This window comes from Reichenbachiella sp. (genome assembly GCF_033344935.1).
Taxonomy (GTDB): domain Bacteria; phylum Bacteroidota; class Bacteroidia; order Cytophagales; family Cyclobacteriaceae; genus Reichenbachiella.
This window is the reverse complement of the sequence record NZ_JAWPMM010000001.1, coordinates 3,945,096-3,968,880: the sequence shown is the minus strand read 5'-3', so window position 1 is coordinate 3,968,880 and position 23,785 is coordinate 3,945,096. Positions and strand designations below refer to the sequence as shown.

18 protein-coding genes and 1 tRNA gene are annotated in these 23,785 nt (G+C 41.1%); 4 read left to right on the top strand and 15 right to left on the bottom strand.

The genetic code is table 11. The annotated features are described in order from the left end of the window. The first annotated feature begins 8 nt into the window (after nt 1-8). Nucleotides 9-1,739 carry a hypothetical protein gene (locus R8N23_RS16965; protein ID WP_318172802.1) on the top strand — a complete coding sequence of 577 codons (1,731 nt, stop codon included), beginning with the start codon at nt 9-11 and terminating at the stop codon, nt 1,737-1,739. Between the two features lie 4 nt (nt 1,740-1,743). On the opposite strand, the gene R8N23_RS16960 is transcribed toward R8N23_RS16965, so the two are convergent. Beyond that, the gene (locus R8N23_RS16960; RefSeq protein WP_318172801.1) at nt 1,744-2,970 is read right to left on the bottom strand and encodes a 3-phosphoshikimate 1-carboxyvinyltransferase; all 1,227 of its coding nucleotides are present in this window, start codon (nt 2,968-2,970) and stop codon (nt 1,744-1,746) included. 277 nt (nt 2,971-3,247) lie between these two features. Between R8N23_RS16960 and R8N23_RS16955 the strand changes: the two genes are divergently transcribed. Further along, nucleotides 3,248-3,427 (top strand): hypothetical protein, encoded by a 180-nt coding sequence (locus R8N23_RS16955; protein WP_318172800.1) that lies wholly within the window; start codon nt 3,248-3,250, stop codon nt 3,425-3,427. An 84-nt stretch (nt 3,428-3,511) separates the two neighbouring features. On the opposite strand, the gene aroB is transcribed toward R8N23_RS16955, so the two are convergent. Beyond that, the gene (gene aroB, locus R8N23_RS16950; RefSeq protein WP_318172799.1) at nt 3,512-4,558 is read right to left on the bottom strand and encodes a 3-dehydroquinate synthase; all 1,047 of its coding nucleotides are present in this window, start codon (nt 4,556-4,558) and stop codon (nt 3,512-3,514) included. 211 nt (nt 4,559-4,769) lie between these two features. On the opposite strand from aroB, the gene R8N23_RS16945 reads away from it, so the two are divergent. Next, the gene (locus tag R8N23_RS16945) at nt 4,770-6,707 is read left to right on the top strand and encodes a YgiQ family radical SAM protein (RefSeq protein ID WP_318172798.1); all 1,938 of its coding nucleotides are present in this window, start codon (nt 4,770-4,772) and stop codon (nt 6,705-6,707) included. A gap of 16 nt (nt 6,708-6,723) precedes the next feature. On the opposite strand, the gene R8N23_RS16940 is transcribed toward R8N23_RS16945, so the two are convergent. The 3 genes from R8N23_RS16940 to metG form a co-directional block, all read right to left on the bottom strand. Then, nucleotides 6,724-8,832: a molybdopterin-dependent oxidoreductase gene (locus tag R8N23_RS16940; RefSeq protein WP_318172797.1), complete on the bottom strand. Its 2,109-nt coding sequence runs from the start codon at nt 8,830-8,832 to the stop codon at nt 6,724-6,726. Nucleotides 8,833-9,077: 245 nt separating this feature from the next. Continuing rightward, on the bottom strand, nt 9,078-9,881 hold the full coding sequence (locus R8N23_RS16935; protein WP_318172796.1) for a hypothetical protein: 804 nt from the start codon (nt 9,879-9,881) through the stop codon (nt 9,078-9,080). 119 nt (nt 9,882-10,000) lie between these two features. Next, nucleotides 10,001-12,091, bottom strand: coding sequence for a methionine--tRNA ligase (metG, locus tag R8N23_RS16930; RefSeq protein ID WP_318173584.1), 2,091 nt, complete (start codon nt 12,089-12,091; stop codon nt 10,001-10,003). A gap of 103 nt (nt 12,092-12,194) precedes the next feature. Here metG and R8N23_RS16925 point away from each other — a divergent pair, with 103 nt between their 5' ends. Further along, the gene (locus tag R8N23_RS16925) at nt 12,195-12,737 is read left to right on the top strand and encodes a hypothetical protein (protein ID WP_318172795.1); all 543 of its coding nucleotides are present in this window, start codon (nt 12,195-12,197) and stop codon (nt 12,735-12,737) included. Here R8N23_RS16925 and R8N23_RS16920 read toward each other — a convergent pair. The 10 genes from R8N23_RS16920 to R8N23_RS16875 all read right to left on the bottom strand — a co-directional run bounded on the left by R8N23_RS16920 (nt 12,734) and on the right by R8N23_RS16875 (nt 23,741). Then, entirely contained in the window at nt 12,734-14,407 is a 1,674-nt protein-coding gene (locus R8N23_RS16920) for a hypothetical protein (protein ID WP_318172794.1), read from the bottom strand. The two genes, R8N23_RS16925 and R8N23_RS16920, sit on opposite strands and share 4 nt — an antisense overlap. Nucleotides 14,408-14,497: 90 nt before the next feature. Continuing rightward, nucleotides 14,498-15,817 (bottom strand): RIP metalloprotease RseP, encoded by a 1,320-nt coding sequence (rseP, locus tag R8N23_RS16915; RefSeq protein ID WP_318172793.1) that lies wholly within the window; start codon nt 15,815-15,817, stop codon nt 14,498-14,500. Then, the gene (locus R8N23_RS16910; RefSeq protein ID WP_318173583.1) at nt 15,817-16,971 is read right to left on the bottom strand and encodes a 1-deoxy-D-xylulose-5-phosphate reductoisomerase; all 1,155 of its coding nucleotides are present in this window, start codon (nt 16,969-16,971) and stop codon (nt 15,817-15,819) included. The genes rseP and R8N23_RS16910 overlap by 1 nt, the downstream gene beginning before the upstream one ends. A gap of 95 nt (nt 16,972-17,066) precedes the next feature. Then, the gene (locus R8N23_RS16905) at nt 17,067-18,563 is read right to left on the bottom strand and encodes a GH3 auxin-responsive promoter family protein (protein WP_318172792.1); all 1,497 of its coding nucleotides are present in this window, start codon (nt 18,561-18,563) and stop codon (nt 17,067-17,069) included. 2 nt (nt 18,564-18,565) lie between these two features. Next, nucleotides 18,566-19,150 (bottom strand): DUF6624 domain-containing protein, encoded by a 585-nt coding sequence (locus R8N23_RS16900; protein WP_318172791.1) that lies wholly within the window; start codon nt 19,148-19,150, stop codon nt 18,566-18,568. Then, entirely contained in the window at nt 19,147-20,199 is a 1,053-nt protein-coding gene (locus R8N23_RS16895; protein WP_318172790.1) for a M42 family metallopeptidase, read from the bottom strand. Before R8N23_RS16895 ends, R8N23_RS16900 begins: the two co-directional genes overlap by 4 nt. A 174-nt stretch (nt 20,200-20,373) precedes the next feature. Then, nucleotides 20,374-20,457: transfer RNA gene (locus R8N23_RS16890), tRNA-Leu, on the bottom strand. 93 nt (nt 20,458-20,550) lie between these two features. After that, complete coding sequence (egtD, locus tag R8N23_RS16885; RefSeq protein ID WP_318172789.1) at nt 20,551-21,525, bottom strand: L-histidine N(alpha)-methyltransferase; 975 nt, start codon at nt 21,523-21,525, stop codon at nt 20,551-20,553. Beyond that, the gene (gene egtB, locus R8N23_RS16880; RefSeq protein WP_318173582.1) at nt 21,518-22,762 is read right to left on the bottom strand and encodes an ergothioneine biosynthesis protein EgtB; all 1,245 of its coding nucleotides are present in this window, start codon (nt 22,760-22,762) and stop codon (nt 21,518-21,520) included. Before egtB ends, egtD begins: the two co-directional genes overlap by 8 nt. 121 nt (nt 22,763-22,883) lie before the next feature. Further along, entirely contained in the window at nt 22,884-23,741 is an 858-nt protein-coding gene (locus R8N23_RS16875; RefSeq protein ID WP_318172788.1) for a cytochrome-c peroxidase, read from the bottom strand. Between the last annotated feature and the right edge of the window lie 44 nt (nt 23,742-23,785).

Genomic DNA, 23,785 nt, shown 5'->3' with positions numbered 1-23,785 from the left:
TTTTAATTATGCTCCTTTTCTGCGGGGGGTATTCCTTGCTTGGCCAAGAGCTTTCTCAGCAGCGCATTACCATTACCTTTGAGGATGTAACATTAGAGCAAGCGTTAGAAAAAATTAATGCGTTGGAGGATGTCAAATTAGCCTACAATCCTGACCAAATTCCAAAGGATAAAATTGTCAATGAGTCTTTTAAGGAAGAACCGCTGGCAAAGGTTTTAGAAATTTTACTAGGATCAGATTTTGATCTTAAGTTCAGAGGAAGTTACGCCATCATACTTCCCAAAAAGAAGGACGAAAAAAAAAAGCACTCCATTAAGCTCTCCGGATCAGTAAAGGACGCTGAGACAGGTGAAGTGATTAAAGATGCCACCGTTTATGAGGTGAGCAAATTGGATGCTACGCTTACAGATAACAGTGGAGGCTTTGATATCACGGTGCGAGCAAAAACTGACTATCTAACCTTTGCGATAAGCAGAGAAAATTATCAGGATACCATTATTCAGGTAAGGAACGTGTCAGAAATGTCAGTTTCATTGAAACCAATCAAAAAAGAAAAGGTTCGTCTTTCTGATCGGTTTGAAATAGAGACAAAAAAGCTGGTAAAATTCTTCACGCCCGATGAATCCAGAAAAAACGCCAAAAATGTGACCTTGGAAGAAGATCGATTCTTCCAATTTTCTTTAGTTCCGATGGTAGGGACGAATGGGAAATTGAGCGGTCAGGTCAGGAATAGCCTATCTATCAATTTATTGGCTGGATATGCTTATGGTGTGAAAGGAGTAGAACTGGGCGGTTTTTACAATATTGACCGAAGAGAGATGTCAGGTGTGCAGATTGGTGGGTTTGGTAATGCAGTCGGTGGTGAGTCGCATGGCGTCCAACTGGCTGGCTTTCTCAATACCACTAAAGGGTATACCAATGGTGTGCAGGCAGCAGGGTTTTTAAATGTAGTTACTGACGATGTCAAAGGAGTACAAGCAGCCGGATTTGTCAATCTTTCAAAAAAAGTCGATGGCGTGCAAGCAGCAGGATTTGTAAACTTGGCGACTCAAGACATGAATGGCTTTCAAGGTGCAGGTTTTGTGAATATGTCCAAATCGACAAAAGGTGTTCAAACTGCGGGCTTTGTGAATTTGACTAACAAGGTAGAGGGCGTTCAAATAGCAGGCTTTTTAAATATGGCTAAAGAGCTGAAGGGTGTACAATTTGGTGTCTTGAATATGGCCGATACAGTGGTAAGTGGTGTGCCCATCGGGCTGATCAATTTTGTAAAAAGTGGTTTGCATCAATTCGCTATAGAACACAATGAGTTCATGCCCTATCATGCCTATTTCAGGTCTGGAATACACAGGTTTTATAGTGTATTGTCTGCCGGTATTGATCCATCCAAGGATAACTTATGGCATTATGGACTTGGCTTTGGGACACAATTCAACCTGAAGAAAAAGTGGTATGGAAATGTAGAATTGGTGGCTCACAGCATTCAAAATCCAAACAGAGAAATAGAAGAAGATGATTTAAATCTTCTTAATCGATTAAACCTTAATCTTGGATACCAAATAGGCAAACACCTATCCATCAATGCTGGCCCCACATTGAATCTATACCTAACCAAAGTTTATGATTCAGTTACCGATAGGTATGGTGACTTAGATCGTGATGGGTTTTATGAATCCACCACAGACAATGGTGTACATCTATCTGCTTGGGTGGGGTATGCTGTTTCTGTGCGGTTTTAGATGGCTATTGAATAACCACTCCCGCCTTCTCCAAATGATCCCAATATTCAGGATAGGATTTTACAACAACTTCTGGTTCGTGAATGATGCAATCAAACTTCATGGCTAATGGAGCCAAAGCCATGGCCATTCGATGGTCGTCGTAGGTGTCGAATTCAATCACCTCCGTTACTTCCAATTTCTTTGGAGATGTAAGGATCCACAGTCCATTGTCGTGCTCTTTGAGCTTGGCGCCTATTTTAGCTAATTCAGTTGCCATTGCAGCCGTACGATCAGATTCTTTGATTCTAAGACTTTCCAGTCCAGTCATTTCTAAATCTACTCCTAAGGCAGCGGCAGCGGCCATTACCGTTTGTGCCAGATCTGGGCACGATTTGAAGTCGATGACTAATTTTTCTTGAACATCAGTTTTGCTGAGCGTGACAATTTCTCCATCAAAAGTAGATTTCACACCCAATCCTTCCATAATAGAAGCAATGGCATGATCTCCCTGGTTTGACTTTGACCTTAAACCCTTTAAAGTGATTTGAGCTTCATCAGCCAATGCGAACAAACTGTACCAATAGCTCGCCCCAGACCAATCTGATTCAATAGTATAACTATTAGATTGGTAGGATTGATGTTCAACACTTATTTGGTTGTTGTTGAACTCACCTGAAACTCCAAAGTGTTTCATCAAGTTCAAAGTCATTTCTATATAAGGTCGGCTATAAATTTCACCTTCGAGCGTGATAGTCAAACCTTCAGGAAGGGTAGGTGCTATCATCAGTAAAGCAGAAATATACTGACTGCTGATATTTCCCGGAATCGTTAATTGGTTGGTTTTTTGATTGGTGAAGGGCTTGAATAATAGTGGGGGATAGCCTTCTTCTTTTTCATACGCGATTTCAGCACCTAGCTCATTGAGTGCATCTACGAGCAAACCAATGGGACGCTGGCACATTCGAGGTGTACCTGTGATTCTTCTTTCCTTTTTTCCTATGGCCAGAAAAGCGGTAGTAAATCGCATCACCGTTCCAGCATCCAATACGTCTAGAGAGTATTCATCTGATGCCATCAGTTTGGTCATAGTGACTGTATCACGTGCCGTTGAAAGGTTTTTAAGTTCTGAATTACCGCCACCCAACTCATTCAAAAGTAAGGCCCGATTGCTCTCACTTTTCGAAGAGGTCAATGGAACATCGAGGGATAATGTTGTTGTAGGCTTGCTTAATTTGATTGATCCACTCATGTTCTTGATTGCAATTTTTTGAAGTTGCAATATTAAGGCCTAGGCAGGAATTTGAAGCGATTAGACAGGATTTTAATTTGAATATAGGCGTACTTGCTCATACTTAATTGAGGATGAACAATTGATACTTCCCCTAAACCAAAGACTTAAACAAAACAATCGTTCATCTTCAATTTTGTAAATCTATTATTCGGTTTATCCGTTGAAATAAATGAAGCAAAAACTTGAGGGATTAGATCCTTAGAGTTGTTATTACAATAGGTCAGAGAATACGATGATGAAGCAAAAAGCAAACAAAAAAAGAAAAGGAATTTTGAGCAAACTGGTTGCGGGGGCAACTGCTGGAGCAACTGTTGGGTTGGCTACTTATCTCTATTTCAAAAACGACAAAGTTGAAAATAAAAAAGTAGATGAGTTGATCGTTGCGGAAGATTCCAAAGCAGACCTTTTCGTCTAAGAGGCGAGAGGTCGACGCTAAATTGAATTAACAGGTTTGGTTCGTGATGTCACGAACCTTTTTTATGCCTTTTGAAATTTTATTTTACCCTACTTGCTTATTAAAATAGAATAAACTGTCCAGCATATCTGGTGCAGATATGGGCACATTCACTTTACTTTCTCCAATCGAACTCAATAGACTAAACTGAACAACTCCTCCTTCATTTTTCTTATCTTGAAGAGTAAGTCCAATGATTTCATCAAAGAGTGACTTGTCAATACTTACTGGGTTATAAATCTTGATCAAGTAAGCCGTAATTTCATCTAGCTCCTCGGAAGTCAGTCCGGTGAATTTCTGAGACAAATAAGCTTCGCAAATCATGCCTACAGCTATAGCTTCACCATGCAATAAACGTTGATCGGCCTTATCTAGAAAATAAGACTCCACGGCATGCCCCAAAGTATGTCCAAAATTTAGAATCTTCCTCAATCCAGATTCGAAAGGGTCAGCTTTTACCACCTCTTTTTTGATTTCGATCGATCGATCCACTAACTCCGACCAATTGGCATTTTCTAAATCTATCGTCTTCACTTTCATCCAATAAGCTTTGTCGTAGATCAATCCATGTTTGATTACTTCAGCAAACCCAGAACGAAGTTCTCTATCGGGAAGTGTAGCGTAGAAACAAGTGTCAATCAAAACATTTTGAGGTTCGGCGAAGAGTCCAATGTGATTTTTGAATCCATGAAAATCTACGCCTAGTTTTCCACCCACGCTGGCATCTACTTGAGATAGTAAAGTCGTTGGAATGTTTAAAAAGTCCATCCCGCGCTTGTAAGTGCTAGCCACAAAGCCGCCCATGTCACCGATGACTCCGCCTCCCAGGTTGATGATTAGCCCTTTTCGATCGAATCCAGCTTCAGTAAGTGCCATCCAAAGCTTTTCACAAGTACCCAGATGTTTGTTTTCTTCTCCACTGTCAATTTTGAGTAGGTAGTGCTCAGGAAGTGCATCCAAAACCAAAGGCAAACAATGCACTTCAGTATTTTCATCGCAGATGACAGCGATTTTGCTATATTTTTTACCGTCAAGGAAATTACGGATACTTTGGGTAATGTCGTTCGTGATTTCTGTTCGGTGATTTTCCATGATAATAGCTTGTAAGCGGCAAATGTAATCGGGTCAATTTTAAATTCCATTTAATTGTATATCAAAAGCAATTTCATAGGGAATTATGCGAGTCGTGATTCGTGTCTCACGAACCTAAATGAAGAAGGTCTCGTGAGGACACGAGCGTGAGTGACGGTAGCGACACCCAGCAACAATCCTACTTTCATATCTTTTTCGCTAGCTTTGCCATATGGCAGTGAGGCATGAATTAAAGGATTGGCTTCCAATCACTAAGAAGGAGTTGGAAGCGCATGGATGGGATGAATTGGATGTGGTGATCATATCTGGAGATGCCTATGTGGATCACCCTGCCTTTGGAGGTGCTGTCATAGGTAGAATTATAGAATCTGCCGGTTATAGAGTAGGCATTATTCCTCAACCCAACTGGCAAGATGATCTCCGTGATTTTAAGAAGTTTGGCAAACCCAAGTTGTTTTTTGGTGTGACTTCAGGATGTATGGATTCTATGGTCAATCACTATACAGCCAACAAAAGAAAGCGCTCCAACGATGCCTATACGCCAGGTGGAGATGCCGGTTTTAGACCAGATTATGCTACCATCACTTACACTAAAATTCTAAAAGAAATTTACCCTGATGTTCCGGTAGTGATCGGAGGGGTAGAAGCCAGTTTGCGTAGAGTGACTCATTACGACTATTGGTCGGACAAATTGATGCCATCTATTTTGGTGGATAGTGGAGCGGACTTGTTGGTTTATGGAATGGGTGAGCAACCGCTTAGAGAAATCATGAGTTTGTTGGGAAAAGGAGTGCCATTCCATCAACTGACCAATATTCCACAGACTAGCTACAAAGCACCTCGTAACGAAGAAGTGCCTAAGCATAAAGATTGGAAGGATATTGTACTCAATACCCATGAAAAGTGCTTGCGGGACAAGAAGTCCTACGCTTCCAATTTCAAGTTTGTGGAGCAAGAGTCCAATCGACTTCAAGCGGATCGGATCATTCAAGCTGCTGCTGATTATCAGGTAGTGATCAATCCGCCTTATTACACCATGACAGAGCAGGAGATTGACCAATCTTTTGACTTGCCATATACGAGGCTTCCTCATCCCAAATACAATAAACGTGGGCCTATTCCTGCTTACGAAATGATCAAGTTTTCGATCAATATGCATAGGGGGTGTTTTGGAGGCTGTAGCTTTTGTACCATCTCAGCACATCAAGGGAAGTTCATAGCTAGTAGGAGCCAGGAATCAATCATGAAGGAGGTGGATCAGGTAACGAAAATGCCTGATTTCAAAGGATATATTTCAGATCTCGGCGGACCCTCAGCCAATATGTACGGTCTGAAAGGGAAGGTGCAGGAAATTTGTGATCGATGCGTGAGTCCATCATGTATCCATCCGGTGATCTGCAGTAACCTAGATACTGATCATAGCCAGATGACCGAGCTTTACCGAAAGGTAGATAAGCACCCTAGCGTGAAAAAAGCATTTGTTGGTAGCGGCATTCGATATGACTTGCTTACCAAAAGTTATAACAAGGACGCCAACGACAGTATCGACGAGTATATGGAGCAACTGATTACACGTCATGTATCCGGTAGATTGAAGGTAGCACCCGAACACACAGCCGATGATACTTTGAAGATCATGCGAAAGCCATCCTTTAAGCATTTTCACGAGTTCAAAAAGAAATACGACAAGATCAACGAAAAGCATCAGCTCAATCAACAGTTGATCCCTTATTTCATATCTAGTCACCCAGGTTGCAAAGAAGAAGATATGGCGAATTTAGCCGCTGAGACTAAAGATATGGGCTTTAGGTTGGAGCAAGTACAGGATTTTACACCGACACCGATGACAGTTGCTACTGTGATCTATTATTCTGGCTATCATCCCTATACGATGCAGAAGTTGTTCACACCCAAGTCGGAAAAAGAAAAGCGTAATCAGCACATGTTCTTTTTCTGGCATAAGAGCGAGTATCGCAATCGAATCAAAGACAAACTACAAAGCAAGGGGAGGGAAGATTTGATCGAAAGATTACTTTACAGTAAACCTGAGAAAAAGCAGTTTGCACACAAAGAAGATGGTAAGGGTAAAACCTTTGGAAAGAAAAAACCATTCTCTGGTAAAAGGTCAGGTAAGAGTAGAAGAAAGTAACGAGAAATCTGAGGGGCTAATTTTTATGAGCCTCCAACTTCACCGCTACCCCATTCACTGCAGCATTTCCTGTGAGCAGATCTACAAAATTTTCATCTGTAAGCTCATTGATGTTGGTGCCAGGTGAGGTTGATGCTACATCAAGTTTGATTTTCCCTTTATGACCCCAGCCGTGCGGCAAACTGACTACCCCCTGCATAATTTCCTCCGTCGTTTCAAACGGAACAACTACCTGTCCTACTCTTGACGAAACCATGATGCTGTTTTTTTCTTGAAGGCCTAGTTTTTCGGCGTCTTTAGGATGTAAAAATAGCTGGCAAGAATTATTCTTAAGTAAGCGTTGGCTGTTGTGAAGCCAGGAGTTGCAAGTTCTCAGTTGTCGTCTGCCGATGAGTAAAAAATCATCGGGTTTGAAGGTGTCCAGTTTCTGTTTTACGCGCTTTAGGTCTTCTTTTACTTCATTAGGCAATAGATTGATTTTTTTGTCTTTGTGGTAAAGCGAATCAGGCATTTGTGATTTCAATGCACCCAAATCAATACCATGAGGTTGTTGTTTTAATTTCTTAATACTTAAATCATACGGTCCTCTTCTGAGTAAAATGTTGAGCATTTTTTCTGGGGAAAAAAGATGGGCGATGCCAATTTTCAAACGCTTCGACAAGGACATCTTGTTCATTGATTTCAGATAAGTCATTTTCAATGCTCTGAAAACCTCCCAATCATATTTGGCCCCTTCTGCTTTGTCAAAAAGTGCAGTAGAGTATTTGGACGTATTTCTTACCGCCAGCGTATGGAATATAATGTCGTACAAATCCGTTTCTAAACCCGTGGCAGTGGGCAAGATGATATCAGCCAACTTGGAAGTCTCATTGATGTAAATATCAATGGAGACCATAAAATCCAATGACTCAAATGCCTTTTCCAATTGGGCACCATTGGGTGTGGAAAGGACTGGATTTCCAGAGCTTATGATCATGGCTTTGATCTGTCCTTTCCCAGGCGTCAAAATCTCTTCGGCCATCACAGAGGAGGGGAGTTCTCCACCCACTTCGGGGAGGCCGCGAACTCTACTTTTCCATTTACCAATATGCCCTTTAGATATTTGTGGTTTTAAGTCGATGGCCGGGCTGGTAAACATATACCCACCTGGTTCGTCGAAGTGTCCGGTCAGGATATTGAGCACATTGACCAGCCACATGCACATGCCGCCAAACTCTTGGGTGCAGACACCCATTCTGCCGTATAATACAGCCTTTGCTGTATTTGCAAATTGTCTGGTTAAGTCTGTGAGTACATCTGATTCTATTCCAGTAATTTCGGCTGTATTTTCTGGTGAGTAGTCTTTGACCAATTGATGAAGGTCTTCGTAGCCATTCAGATGATTCTCAAATCGTGCTAGGTTTACCAGATTTTCTTCAATAAGAATATGAAGCATGCTCAGCAACATGAAAACGTCGCTACCAGGTCTTATGAACAAATGCTGATCTGACTTGGCAGAAGTCTCTGTAAATCGCGGATCGATATTCACAATCTTTCCGCCTCTATCCTGAATGTTTTTGAGTCGTTTTTTGATATTAGGAGCAGACAGCAAACTGCCATTTGAAATAATAGGGTTCGCTCCAAGAATAACCAAAAAGTCTGTACGGTCAATATCAGGAATAGGGATTTGGAGCTGATGACCGTACATCAGATACGCCATATACTGGTGTGGTAACTGATCTACGCTAGTAGCCGAAAAACGGTTTTTGGTTCTAAGTTCTTTAATGAATTCTGGAGCGGATAAGATAGCGCCCGAGTTATGTACATTTGGGTTGCCACTATACACACCTACGGCATCTGCCCCATGTTGCTTTCTCGTGTTTGCGAGCGCCTGGGCTACTTCTTCAATGGCCTCCTTCCAAGATATTTCGACCCAACCATCTGCCGTTTTTTTTACTGGTTTTTTGAGTCGGTTGGGATCTTCGTATATATCCTTGAGTGCCAGTGCTTTTGGACAGATGTGGCCTTGACTAAATTCGTCGTCTACGTCTCCTTTAATTGAGATTACTTCTTTGCCATCATGCTCGATAGCCAAGCCACACATGGCTTCGCATAGGTTGCAGGTTCGAAAGTGAGTTTGGGACATGCCTAATCTTTTTTAAAAGATAGGGGATTTGTGGTTAATGCACAATGGAAATCATTTTGGACAAATGGAGTGCTATTTTTTGACTGCTCTCGTTGGTGTTGTCACCAACGAGCCGCTTCAGGTTCTGCTCTAAGTATTCAATGTTGTCCGAGACGTCAGATGTTTGTTGGTCAAAAGACCAACAAAGGCAAAAAGGCATTTAGGTTGATTGAGTAATTGAATCAAATTCGATTAGAATTCTAATATTAGATTTCCGCCCAATAGTCAATCAATAGTGTGAGTCCTTCTATGGTTTTGATATCGACCTCATTCTTTTTAATGTAAGCTTCTAGTTTTTTGTAATTTTTTGAGTCGAGTTCTTGGAGGAAGTCTTTGTTAATAAGTTTGTATTTGGGGTTTTCTTTATCTATTTTCTTGGGTTTTTTACTCGAGTATTGGTTTGTTTTTTCGTTGTACGATATGTTGTATTCCGAACTGTTTGCCTTGTATTTGTGGATTTTATCAACTGGTCTGTAAAGAATTGGATATGGTATTGCTCTTTTGTCTAATATGCATATTCTTTCAACAAGTATTTCTCTTTTACCACTATAATGATAACCGTTTTCACTGACGACGGCATCTTCGTAATAAAAATTTTCTATATCGAAACTTAAATTAGCCAGTATAGCTGCTTTTGTATTCTTATGTTTTACAAGCAAAAACTGGTCGCTTTCATTAATAACTTGCTTCCCAAACTGAAGCCTTTCAATATCTCCTTTGACAATATGAGCAATAAACATAGAAACGTATTCTAATTTTTCTCCTTTAGAATTTTGTACAATAAATCTGTTAATGTCCTTTGCCGGGTAAGTCTTGATAGCTTCTCCAATTTTTATTTGAATGCTTTGCGAATTAAAACTGTAAATGATCTTTCCTTCTTTCTTCTCTCCTGAAGTTAAGTACGCGTATCCATCCATCCAGATGTCAGGTTTTTCAGCAAATCTTTTGTCTTGAGAAAAAGCAGAGGAGAATAAAATTATGCTGAAGGCAGTGGTGAAAAATATTTTCAATTTCTGTGCAGTTTGATTTTTAAAACCGCCAATCTAAAACAAAAACAGCTCATGGTTTTAACCCTGAGCTGTTTTTGTTAAGCAACTTTTAAAGTTCGGAACTTTGGAGAAGTTAATTGTTAGCTTATCCCCATCCCATTCTGAGTGACCTCATTGGGTTGGATCAGTCGGAGCTTGCCGTCGTGATCTTCCGCCATCAGGATCATGCCCTGAGATTCGATCCCCATAATGGCTCTTGGAGCTAGATTAAGCAGTACGGTCACTTGCTTGCCAATCATCTCTTCAGGAGAGTAATGTTTGGCGATTCCACTCAAAATCGTACGTTTATCTACGCCAGTATCTACTTTAAACTTCAAGAGTTTGTTCGATTTTGGTACAGTTTCTGCCTCCAAAATGGTTCCTGTACGGATATCCATTTTCATAAAGTCGTCAAAGGTCACTTCAGCTTTTTGTGGGGCTACTTCTACGTCTTCTACTACCGCCGGCTTGTTGGCTTCTGCTGCTTTTAATTTTTCCACTTGTTCTTCTACTAATTTGTCTTCTATTTTTTCAAACAATAAGGTTGGCTTTTCGATGTTTTGTCCAGCCAAAAGGATGCTGGCAGATCCTGCTTCATCCCATTTTTCACCGTCCATGTTGAGCATGGTGGCTAGTTTCTCTGATGTTCTTGGCAAGAATGGCTCACAAAGAATAGAAAGGTTGGCCGCAATCTGAAGGGCTACATTCAGAATGGTAGCAGTACGCTTTTCATCCGTTTTGATGAGTTTCCAAGGCTCTGTATCTGCTAGATACTTATTGCCTAACCGAGCCAAATCCATCAAGTGGGCTAGAGCCTCTCTGAATCTATATTTCTCTATGCTCTCTGAGATTTTAGCAGGAAAAGCAGCTAATTCTTTGATAACGGCTTCATCTTCTCCTTGCAAGGCGGCCGCAGGCAAATGCCCATCAAAATACTTGTGTGTAAGCACCACCGCACGATTGACAAAGTTTCCGAATATGGCTACTAATTCGTTATTTACTCTGGCTTGGTAGTCCTTCCAGGTAAATTCGCTGTCTTTCGTTTCTGGTGCGATAGAGGTTAAAACATATCTCAACTCATCTTCCTTACCGGGAAATTCATCCAGGTATTCGTGCAACCAGACAGCCCAGTTTCTTGAGGTCGAAATCTTCTCTCCTTCTAGATTTAAGAATTCGTTGGCCGGCACGTTTTCTGGTAATATGTAACCGCCGTGCGCATGCAAGATTGCTGGGAATATGATACAATGAAATACAATGTTGTCTTTTCCGATGAAGTGAATCAAACATGAGTCATCTTCATCCTTATCTTGTTTTTTCCAGTAGTCTTCCCAGTTTTTGTTGTTCTCCTTTGCCCAGTCTTTAGTAGCTGAGATATAGCCGATCGGTGCATCGAGCCATACATACAATTTCTTCCCTTCAGCTTTTGGTAAAGGTACATCCACACCCCAGTCGAGGTCTCTGGTCATAGCACGAGGCTGTAGTCCTTCTTTCAACCATGAGCTGCATTGTCCATAGACATTAGATTTCCATTCGCCTTTTTTGCCTTCTATCAGCCACTGCTCCAGCCAAGGTTGGTATTTGTCCAATGGCAAGTACCAATGTTTGGTGGTTTTTAGAACAGGTGTTTTACCACTTAATGTGGAAATGGGATTGATCAAATCTGTGGCATTGAGCGACGTTCCACACTTTTCACATTGATCGCCATAAGCTGCCGGGTGACTGCATTTTGGACAAGTGCCTGTAACATATCTATCAGCCAAGAATTGTTTGAATTCTTCGTCGTAAAACTGCTCAGATTCTTTTTCTGTGAATTCTCCTTTTTCGTACAAATTCAAGAAAAATTCCTGTGACGTCTTGTGGTGAATTTGTTCTGAGGTCCGATGATACATATCGAAAGAAATCCCGAATCGCTCAAAAGTATCTTTATTGATCTGATGATACTTGTCTATAATCGTCTGTGGTGTAGTATTTTCTTTTTTAGCTCTAAGCGTAATAGCAGCGCCGTGCTCGTCGCTACCACATACATAGGCGACTTCTTTTCCTTTGGCTCTAAGGTAGCGTACATAAGTGTCGGCAGGCAAATAAGCACCTGCTATATGACCAATGTGTAAAGGGCCGTTCGCATACGGAAGGGCAGAGGTGACGGTGTATCTTTTAAACTCTTTTTGCACGGATTTTTTTTCGGCAAAGATAGAAATATTCGAAAGCTAGGAGACGTAATTCGTACATATTTAAGTTGGCAAAGGGGTAGGTGAAAAATTATTGGTAACTTATGCGAAACCAACATCCTGTAAAATGAAACGAGAATTAATTCAGACTTTGGGTAAAAACGGTTATCGTGTTTATCAGAACGAGAATTGTTTGATTATTAGAACCAAAATTTTTGGCTCGTGGGGGCTATTGATTCTATTTTCTATTTTAGGTTTCACATTTACCATGCTTGGATTATTGATTCTTGTACTCGCGGGAAATTGGGAGGGGTTGCTCGCGTTGGGTGTCGGGATAGTATTGCTCATAGCCCCATTTTTTAATTATCTCACCGCATCCTATCGCAGTTTAGTTATTGACCGAAGTAATAAGACTATTCTATTTAGGGCAGGGCATTCGAGAGCGTATTTATTTACTGATGTAAAGGATGTTAAGTTGGAAGTTCAAGCCAAGCAGGCCGATGCTAATGCTTTTTCAGAATCAAATCAGGAATTTCAGTATACCATAACCGCATATATGAGACGGGGCGACTTAGAAGAACTCATTACCCTAAAATTCAGAAATGAAGAGAGCGAACGCTTGATGTTCGATCTCAAAGATTATTTTCAGACCATGCTTACTTATTCTTAGTATTTAAGCGTTAGGTTTTTTCGAGTCAGTACTAGAATTATGAATTCTGGGTCTTCATGTGTAATTGTTATCAGAATGTAGCTCCCACCTTGGGGTATTACAATGGCTCCACGATTTCCTTTGTGCCCATACCAGAATTTAAACTTTTTACCTTGGCTGATATTGATATCTTTATCTCCGACAAATTCTTGAATTTTTACTCTCACCAAGTCTGTAGTTAATGGTTGACCTGATGTTGACAATTGAAAACAATTTATTTTTTCTTTATAGTCATTTTCTAAGGATAAAAACAAATCAGACGGGGATTGAGTGCCGTCGTTTGTAATGGTGAAGCCATCTGGGATATTCATTCGAATGCCTAAGCCTTCATTTTCATAGACTGGGTTTTCAAAGTAGTAGGGTAAAACCTGACTAGAAACAGCGTGCTTCTTGCCCCTGAGCGTGAAGGATTGAACTTGGAGGCTTGTGATTTTCGGTATAGGCTTTAATACAAAATCATTGAAGGGTCCTCCTGACTTGCTTTTGTGTATTGCAATTCTTAAGGCAGAATTGGGTAGAATTTCAGTAGTAAGATCTATGTTCTCCCAGTAGCCATTTATCGCTATATCCACCCAGTTTCTTGGTGACCAAAACCATTGATTGTAAACATAACCACAGACCATTCGAGCCGGAATACCGGCTACTGATGAAAGCTCTAATAGGGCTAAATTTGGATGGCTTTGAATTTTCGAAAAAGACTTGATTCGCTCGATCTTATTATGGATTTGGAGTGTGTCAATACCTAATGAATCCAAGATCACCCTGGCTTTTGTACCACTCCATAACAACTTGGAGAGAGAACGATTTGTAGTATTCGAATCGAGGTACGGTTCCTTCTTTTGTTCTACAATAAGGATCAAAGTATTGCTATCCCGAAGGGTGATTTTTTGATTGTAGTGTTTGAATGTTGCAGAAGACAAACTGTCCACGCCTTCAATTTTTAGTTTAATCGTATTGATACCATTTGGGTCAGGAAATCTGATGTTTGAAAGAATATTCTCTTGTTCGAAGTAGTTGGGTTCAAAGAACTGAGGTGGGGCAGTTTTGTTTGTTCTAATCAACCTAATTTCACCAAATGGCGATGGGCTTTTGGATTCGACTAAATAGAATTGATTGTCGAATTTGTTGATCGCTGATTTGGCACCGATCGTTTCTTTCACGACTCTTAATTTTTGTGCCTTTTCTATAGAAAATCTGACGAGCTCCCTAGATACTTCTATTGTTTGATTAAGCTCGGGAGAATAAGTAGGGTAGCAAATAGAAGCTCCAATTGTATCCAATCGTTTAATGCTTAACTTCCTGATTTTCTCTGGGCCATAGGCTAATGTGTCTTTGCTAAACGTTAACGTAAAGTTTAGAGTATCCTTAAAAACCTGCGTCCATTCCACAGATTTTAAATAGCCAGAATCTGATTCAACAAAATGTACTTCTGAAAAATATTGGAGTGTATCGTTTAGGGTTAGAATTTGGAAGTCTAGTGAAGAGAAAGTGTGAGTGTTTTGATCGATCTCCACACTTTGTTTGAGACTGCCTGCCCGGTGATCGTTTATTTCAACCTGATACAGAAGGTTTTGAGCGAAGGTGAGGTGGCTAATGGATAGTATTAAAAAAAAGAAAAAGGACTTCCTCATCAATAAACTTAATTGCAAATAGTTGGTCAATATAAATAAAAAAAGAGCACTGATATGGCCAGTGCTCTTTCAATAAATGTCTTTAATGAATTAAAAAATGGTTTGTACGATGTCGTTGAAGAAGGCAAATACCATCAAACTCAATAGGATAACCATGCCTACTTTTTGCGCATTTTCTAAAAATTTGTCTGAAGGTTTTTGACCAGATACTATTTCGTAAGTCAAGAATACCACGTGTCCGCCATCTAAAGCTGGAATAGGCAAGAAGTTCATGAAGGCTAAAACCATAGAAAGTAATCCGGTCATATTCCAGAATTTGTTCCAGTCCCAAGTACCGCCAAACATTTGAGCGATACGTATGGGACCACTCAACGATTTCGAAACAGCCACATCTCCTGAGAAGATTTTGCCCAACCCTTTGATATTGGCCCAAACTACATTGAATGCTTGGGTCGTTCCAATCGGAATAGCTTCGCCAAATGTATATTCGTCATGCTGATAGTTGATCAATGGACGCGGCTGGAATCCGATTGTGCCTTCTGAAGAAACTTTGAATGTCAATGTTTCAGTAGTATTGTCAGCTCTTTTAACAGTAGCTACAACATTCGAGTCAGCATTGGATGTTAATATTTCTTTCAATTGATCAAAATAGAGGGCTGGCTCATTGTTGATTGTTAGAATTTTATCTTTTGCTTTCAATCCACCGTCTGCCGCTGCAGTACCTGCGATTACCTGTCCCACTTCATAAGGGAACCTAGGCGCAATAAACCGATCCTTGTACTTTTTATCAGTTAGCTTGTTTAAAAAGCCTTCTGGGAAAGCCAAATCAAAAACTGAGTCTCCTCTTTGCACTTTGTAAGTAGGCTGATCCGCAAACAACACATCCATGCTTCTTAGATCCGAGAAACGATCGTAGTCCTTGCCATTTACTTTCAAGATGACGTCGCCAGACTGAAGACCAATTTCTTGACCAAGCTCATAAGCAACAATGCCATGTTTGTTAAGTTCTTCTTTTGGCACAAAAGAATTTCCATTGCTATACACCAAGAAAACGAAGATGATGATACCAGTGATTACATTCACAATGATACCGCCCATCATCACGATGAGTCTTTGCCAAGCCGGTTTTGCTCTAAATTCCCATTCTTCAGGCTCTGCAGACATGCTTTCGGTGTCCAGAGACTCGTCTATCATACCGGATATTTTTACAAATCCTCCCAAAGGAATCGCGCCAAATGAGTATTCCGTTTCGCCATATTGAAATCCCCAGATCTTTGGGGGAAAACCAATCGAATATTTTTCTACCCTCATGCCGAAGGCTTTTGCGGCAATCAAATGCCCAAATTCGTGCACACCCACCAAAATGGATAATCCCAACAAAAGTTGGGCTGTCATTATTAGTCCTTCCATCAATTAATTAATTCTGTTGCTAATATTCGAGTTTCTTTATCAGTCTCTACGTAATCGTCAAAATTAGGAGTGGAGATATACGAGATTTTATTCAGACAGGATTCTACCACATCAGACATCTCCAAGAAGCCTATACGGTCTTCCAAAAATTTTGATACCGCAATTTCGTTAGCTGCATTCAATATACAAGGCTGATTGCCGCCTTTTTTTAGCGCTTCAAACGACAATGCTAAGTTTTTGAATGTTTCCATGTCTGGTTTTTCAAAGGTCAACTCTGGATAGTCCATAAAGTTGAACCTTGGAAAGTCGTTTTTAAGTCGGTCAGGGTAGGTTAGCGCGTATTGTATGGGGAGCTTCATGTCAGGCAACCCCATTTGCGCCTTAATTGACCCGTCTTCAAATTGTACCATCGAGTGGATGATCGATTGTGGGTGTACCACTACTTCGATCTGTTCGTCGGTCAAGCTGAAAAGCCACTTGGCTTCGATTACCTCCAGACCTTTGTTCATGAGTGAAGCGGAGTCAATGGTGATTTTGGCTCCCATGTCCCAGTTAGGGTGCTTGAGGGCTTGTTCTTTTCTGACATTCGTCAAAAAGTCACGATCCTTTCCTCTAAAGGGCCCACCAGATGCCGTCAATATTATTTTCTCAATTGGATTTGCATATTCGCCCGTCAGGCATTGGAAAATGGCCGAGTGCTCAGAATCCACCGGTAGAATAGGTACTCGTTTCTTTCGGGCCAAAGTGGTAACCAATTCACCAGCGACTACTAAGGTTTCTTTGTTGGCGAGTGCAATGGCCTTACCTGCTTCTATGGCTCGGAGTGTTGGCTTCAAGCCTGCGTAGCCTACTAATGCAGTCAATACCACATCCACCTCTTCGAGTTCGGCCGCATGGCAAAGCGCATTTTCTCCAGCATAAACCTTGATATCCAAATGATCGAGTGCATCGAAGACCTGTTGGTACTTGTCTTCATTGGCAATGACTACCAGGTTGGGCCTGAACTGAATCGCCTGCTTGATCAACAAATCGGCGTTTTCATTGGCCGTGATGGCTTCCAACTCAAAATGATCTGGATTGGCTTCTATGACCTCTAAGGCTTGTGTGCCAATAGAGCCGGTAGAACCTAGAATGGATATTTTCTTTTTCAATATTGGGTGTGTTTCCTCTTTCAAAAAGTAAAAAGCAGCTGCAAAACTATAAAGAATAGTCGAACCGAACTTTCCAAAAGTTTCAAACTTTGGAAATGTTAGAGTCTGAGCTTAATTAGCTCATCAGCAATCTTTCGGTCATTAGACAAACGAGGTACTTTGTTTTGCCCGCCGAGCTTGCCTTGAGATTTCATGTAATCAATGAATGCATTCTTTTTGAGCGAAATGATTTCCAGCCTTTCCAAAATATTGCCAGCAATCAAATCATCATAGTAGGAATTTAATACTCTCAATTTTTGATCAATTGTATTGGCAAATCGCTCCATATCCTCGGGCTGATGCCCAAACTCTACGAACCATTGATGTTTGGGCAATCCTGAATCTGGTGTCACTTGTGGCGCTACAGTAAACTCCGTGATTTCTGTCTGACTTTGTTCTTGAACGGCAGCATTCATGGCTTTTTCTACTTCTTGCCCAATGACGTGCTCTCCGAAGGCCGAGATAAAATGTTTGATTCGGCCTGTCACCACAACACGATACGGATCCGTGGAAACAAACGACACGGTATCCCCAATCGAATAGCCCCAGAGCCCCGCATTGCTGTTGATTATGAGGGCGTAGTTGACGCCTGTTTTTACTTCACCGATACTGAGTCGGGTAGGATTTTCATCAAAATATTCATCCGCGGGAATGAATTCGAAGAAGATGCCAGAATCTAATAGAAGCAACAAACCTTCTTGGTCCAACGTGTCTTGATAGGCGATAAATCCTTCTGAGGCTGGATAGGTTTCTACTGAATCAATGGTTTTTCCGATGCTTTCAAACAACTTGCCTTTGTAAGGCTCGAAATTGACGCCGCCATACACGAAGAGTGAAAAGTCCGGAAATAAATCCTTGATGGCTTTTCCTGTTTTGGCTGTTAGTCTATCAAAATACATTTGTACCCAGGGCGGAATGCCTGAGATCAGCGTCATGTTTTTTTGATAAGTTTCTTCTACAATCTGATCTACCTTCTGCTCCCAATCTTCGATGCAATTCGTCTCGTAAGACGGCATCTGATTCGATCGCAAATAACCAGGTACATGATGATTGACAATGCCGGAAAGTCTGCCGGTATGGATGCCACTGGTTTGTGTCATGATAGGACTCCCCGAAAGAAATATCAGATTGCCATCCAAAAATTGACTATTACCAGAGTTATGCACATAGTTCAGGAGCGCATTTCTGGCACTATTGATATGATTGGGCACGGAGTCTTTGGTAATGGGAATGTACTTGGTGCCTGAAGTGGTTCCTGAGGTCTTGGCGAAATAGGAGGGTAGTCCCGGCCAAAGCACATCAGGTTCGCCTGTTTTGATGCGGTCTACATACGAGCGCAGCGCTTCATAGTCACCAATGGGAACAGCTTCCTTAAATTCCTGATAGGATCCAATATCCTTGAACTTGTGGTCTTTTCCAAAGGCTGTATTCGCAGCCTTTTTAGTGATCTCAGATAAAATTTTGTCTTGTGCTTCTTTGGGATTCGAAGCCCATTTGTTTTGTTGGTTGATGATGTATTTGGCGAATGGCTTGCTCAGTACCGATCGGATGCCCATGTTTATTGGTATTTGCTTTGTGCAGTTTCTAACTCTTCGTCTGTCAGTGGTTGTAGTCCCACTTCAACTCTTTTTTCATTCACCGAATTTACATCTTCCAATGGAAATAGCATCGATTTGTCATCAACATAATTCCACTGGGTACCATAGACCTGTGGTTGTTTTTTGTTAACCAAAATTTTGTCCTTCATCGTAGCCATTTGCGCCAAGCTTGATTCTCCTCTTTTGGCGGAAGCCTCAAGCATCGGAAAGTAACGTTCTCTCACTTGATCTCGAGGCGCTTGTTGTATGGCCAGGAAAATAGAGATGTTGGCTTTTTTACCAATGACTGAGGTACCCAACCACCCATGCTCAGCAAGCACAGCTACCACATATTGAAGATGCATAGAATCTCTAAAGCTAATCAGTTGATTGAGTGAATCCATTTGATAGGATTCAAATCCAAACTCCTGTGCAGTAGGCATTACCGCTTCTCGTACTTCGATACTTTGATCAACGAAATGCTCCAGATTTGTACGCAAGTTGGAATACTCTTGTGCAACACTATTGAATGAAATAATAGATAAAATGAAAATTATTTTTTTCAAGTCCAGCTCCAGTTATAGTTGTGAATGTTTTCTAAGGCAGCCACCGTCAAATCGATGGACGCCTGTATATCGTCTTTATCGGCCATTTCGATCACCTGGTGCAAATGACGAGTGGGGATGGAAATTGCACCAGATATAGCGCCATTCTTTCCTTTCTGTTGAATGCCTGAAGTATCTGTGCCGCCAGCTACCAGGATTTCATTTTGCCATTTGATCTTATGATCGTCGGCAGTTTTTCTGAGGAAACTAACCATTCGTGTGTCGCAAATCGTCATGGCATCTAGAATTTTGATGGCCGTGCCTTTGCCCAATTCAGTCACATATTCATGTGGCTGAGCACCGGGTAGATCATACGCGATGGTGGTGTCTAAGGCAATCCCAAAATCAGGGTTGATACTATGTGCGGCCACATTGGCGCCACGGATACCGACTTCTTCCTGCACGGAGAATACGGCGTATACATCGTGTACATTGCTTTTCAGTTGCTTCAAAGCCTCAATTAAAATGAAAACAGATACTCTATTGTCTATGGATTTACAATTGACGCAGTTGCCCATCTCGATCAAATCTCTTTCTCTGGTTACCGGATCGCCTACGGCTACAATTTTCTCCACTTCTTCCTTCGGCATGCCCAGATCGATGAAATAATCTTCTTTCTTGGCCGGTTTTTCTCTCTCCGCTGGAGACATCACATGAATGGGTTTGCTACTCATTACTCCGATAATGTCTTTTTTGCCATGTACGACCACTCGCTGTGCGGTAAAAGTTTTAGGATCGAATCCACCCAGCGTTTGAAATCTCAAAAACCCGTTGTCATCGATGTGATTGACAATGAAGCCGATCTCGTCCATGTGTGCGGCGAGCATCACCTTTTTAGGTTCGTCTCCCTTGCCTCTTTTGATGGTAATCAGGTTGCCCATGTTGTCGATGTGGTACTCGTCCACATGCTTTTTTACTTCTTCGATCACCAGATTTCTGATGCGGGATTCGAAGCCAGGTGCACCAGCGATTTCACAAATGTTTTTGAGTAGTGGAATATTAAGAGACATATGATTTGATTATAAATTCTTGATTTAAGATGCGAATTTAAGAATTGACAATATCATTCGATCTAATTAAGGAAGTAATATTAGATATTCTATGAAGAAGAGCCGGTGCAATCTATTTGCTGTGGTGTGTTTGTTGGTCACAAGACCAACAAAGACGGGAAATTTTGAAAATTGTGCGCACGAGAAGATTCGAACTTCCACGGGATTGCTCCCACCACCCCCTCAAGATGGCGTGTCTACCAATTTCACCACGTGCGCATTTGTAAGTGATGAGCCCAATTGATTTGGGATTGCAAAAATAGAAGGATTGTTGAAAAATCATTGCAATCCCATTTAAAGTTTGAAAATCTATTAGTCTTTAATCTCCCAAATAGAATCTACAAAATACTTATTCGAATCGAATAGATCGATTTTGACTTTGAAGCCGGCATTGTTAGCCAATTGATGCAGTTGCTTCAGTGAATATTTCCTCGATATCTCTGTGTGGATTGGCTCCCATTTGGCGAAGTGAAAGGTTTGATCATCTATGGCTACTTCTTGATCTATTTTGCTGAGTAAGGCGCTTTTGCATTCGCCTGTAACGGGATCGTAGGTTGGGTGATGCTCAAATTGATCGATGTCGAAATTTCCGCCTAGTTCTCGGTTGATTCTGCGCAAAAGATTGTAGTTGAATTCGGCAGTGATACCGGTTGGGTCGTTGTACGCTAAAAGGATTTTTCTTGGGTCTTTTTTTAAATCCACTCCTATGAATAGCAAATCGCCTGGGTTCAGTTTGCCGCTGATGTTGGACGTAAAAGAAAGAGCTTCTTCGTTGGTGAAGTTACCAATGTTAGAGCCTAAGAATAGGATAACATTTCTTTTGTTATTGTCTTCTTTGAGTTTGTTCAAAACATCAAAATAGTCTCCTTGTATACCTTTGAAAGAAAGATCTGGCATTTCTTTAGTCAACGATTTATTCAGCTGATCCAACGCATTTTGGGAGATGTCGATCGGTATGTAATCGAAGGGTATCTCATGATTGAGTAGCTCTTTTAGTAAAACCTTAGTCTTCATACCATCACCCGCTCCGAACTCGATGAGATTGAACGGTTCCTTCTCAGGAGAGAATATTTTGGCGATTTCACACTTATGTGTTTGGAAGATGTCCAATTCAGCATCTGTGAGGTAATACTCATCCATGTGCATGATTTGTTGGAATATGGCGTCCCCTTTTTTGTCGTAGAAGTACTTCGACGAAATATGCTTGGAGTCAGCCGAAAGGCCTTCAATCACATCGTTTAAGAACTGCTTATTTTTTACTATTTCTTTTTCTATGGTTTCAAACATGTTGTGCCAGGCGAATTCCAGTGAAGTGCCATTTTAAATGAGGATGAAAAAAGTTTCTATAGCTGGGTCTAATGTGGTCTTTGGGTGTGGCAAAAGATCCACCACGCAGTACCATTTGATTGATCATGAATTTGCCGTTGTATTCACCTATGGGACCTGTTTCTGTTTTGAAATAAGGGTAAGGCAAGTAGGCCGAATTGGTCCACTCCCAGGCATCTCCGAAAAACTGAAAATGATCTTTTTCCGCTGTCCGGGTGGAAAGTGCCGCGCCTTCTACGAAGTTGGCTCGTTTATGAAGAGTAGACTCATAATTATTGCAAGCTACTTCCCACTCAAACTCAGTAGCCAATCGCATACTTTTCCATTGTGCGTAGGCTGCTGCTTCGTACTGACTGATGTGCGTCACCGGTTCATGGAGGTTTAGTTTTTGCAAACCAAAAAAGGTGTATTGATACCATTCGCCATCGATTTGGTGCCAGTGCATAGGGGCTGATTCCTTATTTTCTTGAACCCAAGCCCAGGCTTCCATGTACCAATATTTGAAATTTTGATAACCTCCAGCATTCATAAACTCTAGGTATTCGCCATTAGTCACTAGCCTGTCGGCGATTTCAAAATCGTGCAAATACACTTGGTGCACACCCAGCTCATTGTCGAAACAAAAGCCTTCCTGCTGATGACCTATTTTATAATTGCCTCCAGCAATGGATAAAAAGCTGAGTGCTCTACTTTCAATAGACGAAATGATTTCTTTCTTGTTGTAAGCTGGGAATAGAGGATTATTGCCGAGGATGTATTTGATGTCATATACTAGCAGCTCCTGATGCTGCTGTTCGTGTTGAAGTCCTAATTCTAGAAGATCAGAGACATTTTTAGGGAGCTCGGTGAGCTTGTCTAGAAAGTGAGCCATTTGTTCGTCGACGTAGGCTCTGTACTTATACACTTCCTCCGTGGTTGGTCGGGTGAGATTGCCGCGGTCTGTTCGTAGTACACGTTTGCCTATACTTTCATAATAGCTGTTGAATACGAAGTTGTACTCTGGATGATAAACCTGATAACCTTTGAAATGTTCTTCTAAGATCATTTTCTCAAAAAACCAAGTAGAGTGACCCAGGTGCCATTTTGGAGGGCTTACATCTACGATCGGCTGGACGACCATGTCTTCTTTTTCGAGCGGAGCGCAGAGATGTAACGATTGATTTCTTACCCTTTTAAACTTTTCCTTGAAATAGGAAATTTGAGAGGTTTGGGAATTTGATTGGGTGAGGGTTGAGATAATGCGTTCAGTTTTTGTTTTACCTAAATTTAAAATTTCTTACGCACAATTAGTACGAAAGTTGAACTAATTGGAGAATTCGTCAATCAAAAGACGGATTTTCCAGCGTCATCAAGAATGACTTTAGCTCTTCCTTTTCTTTGTCAGAAAACTTAATTAGGCTAACAAGAGAGTCTTGGTTTTGGTTCAATGTATTTTGGTTTTGATAATGCACTAAAACCTCATCTAAATTGGCAAATCTTCCATCATGCATATAGGGGGCAGTGTATTTTAAATTTCTGAGTGAGGAAGTTTTGTATTTGCCCAAATCAAGAGAATCTCTGGTTATTCTAAATCTTCCAGTAGTTAGAGATAGATTGTCTAATGAGTAAACCTGATCGATACCATTGTGATGAAATCCAAAGTCGGTGAAAAGTGGGGGAGTATGGCAAGAAGCACAATTTTTTAAGAACACCCTTTCTCCTTCCTGTTCTTCGTTGTTGTATTGAGTCAGTCCGAGTTGAACACTGTCGTACTTGGAGTTAGCAGACACCAATGTGCGCATATATTGAGCAAGGGCTCTACTTATATAAGCTGAAGTCACGGAATCAATTCCAAAGGCCGTTTTGAATGCTTCTTTGTAGTGTTTGTCTGTATTCAGTTTTTGACATAGATCAGTTAAATCAACCCCCATTTCATCCGGATTCATTAGTGCTGCAAACGAAAGGGACTCTAAATTTTTCACTCCACCATCCCAAAAGAAAGATTCTGACCAGGTCAAATTGAAAAGAGGAGGCGTATTTCTTTTTAAAGTGATTCCGCTATGTCCCACACTAAACTTTGTACGATCCCCGAAGGCGTAATCAGGTTGATGACAACTGGCGCATGATATTTGCTCATTGGCAGAAAGACGTGGATCAAAAAAAAGATCTTTACCTAAAGCAACACCCGCTTGTGTCATAGGATTGCGCTCTGGTGCGGGTACTGGCTCAGGAAAATGAACAG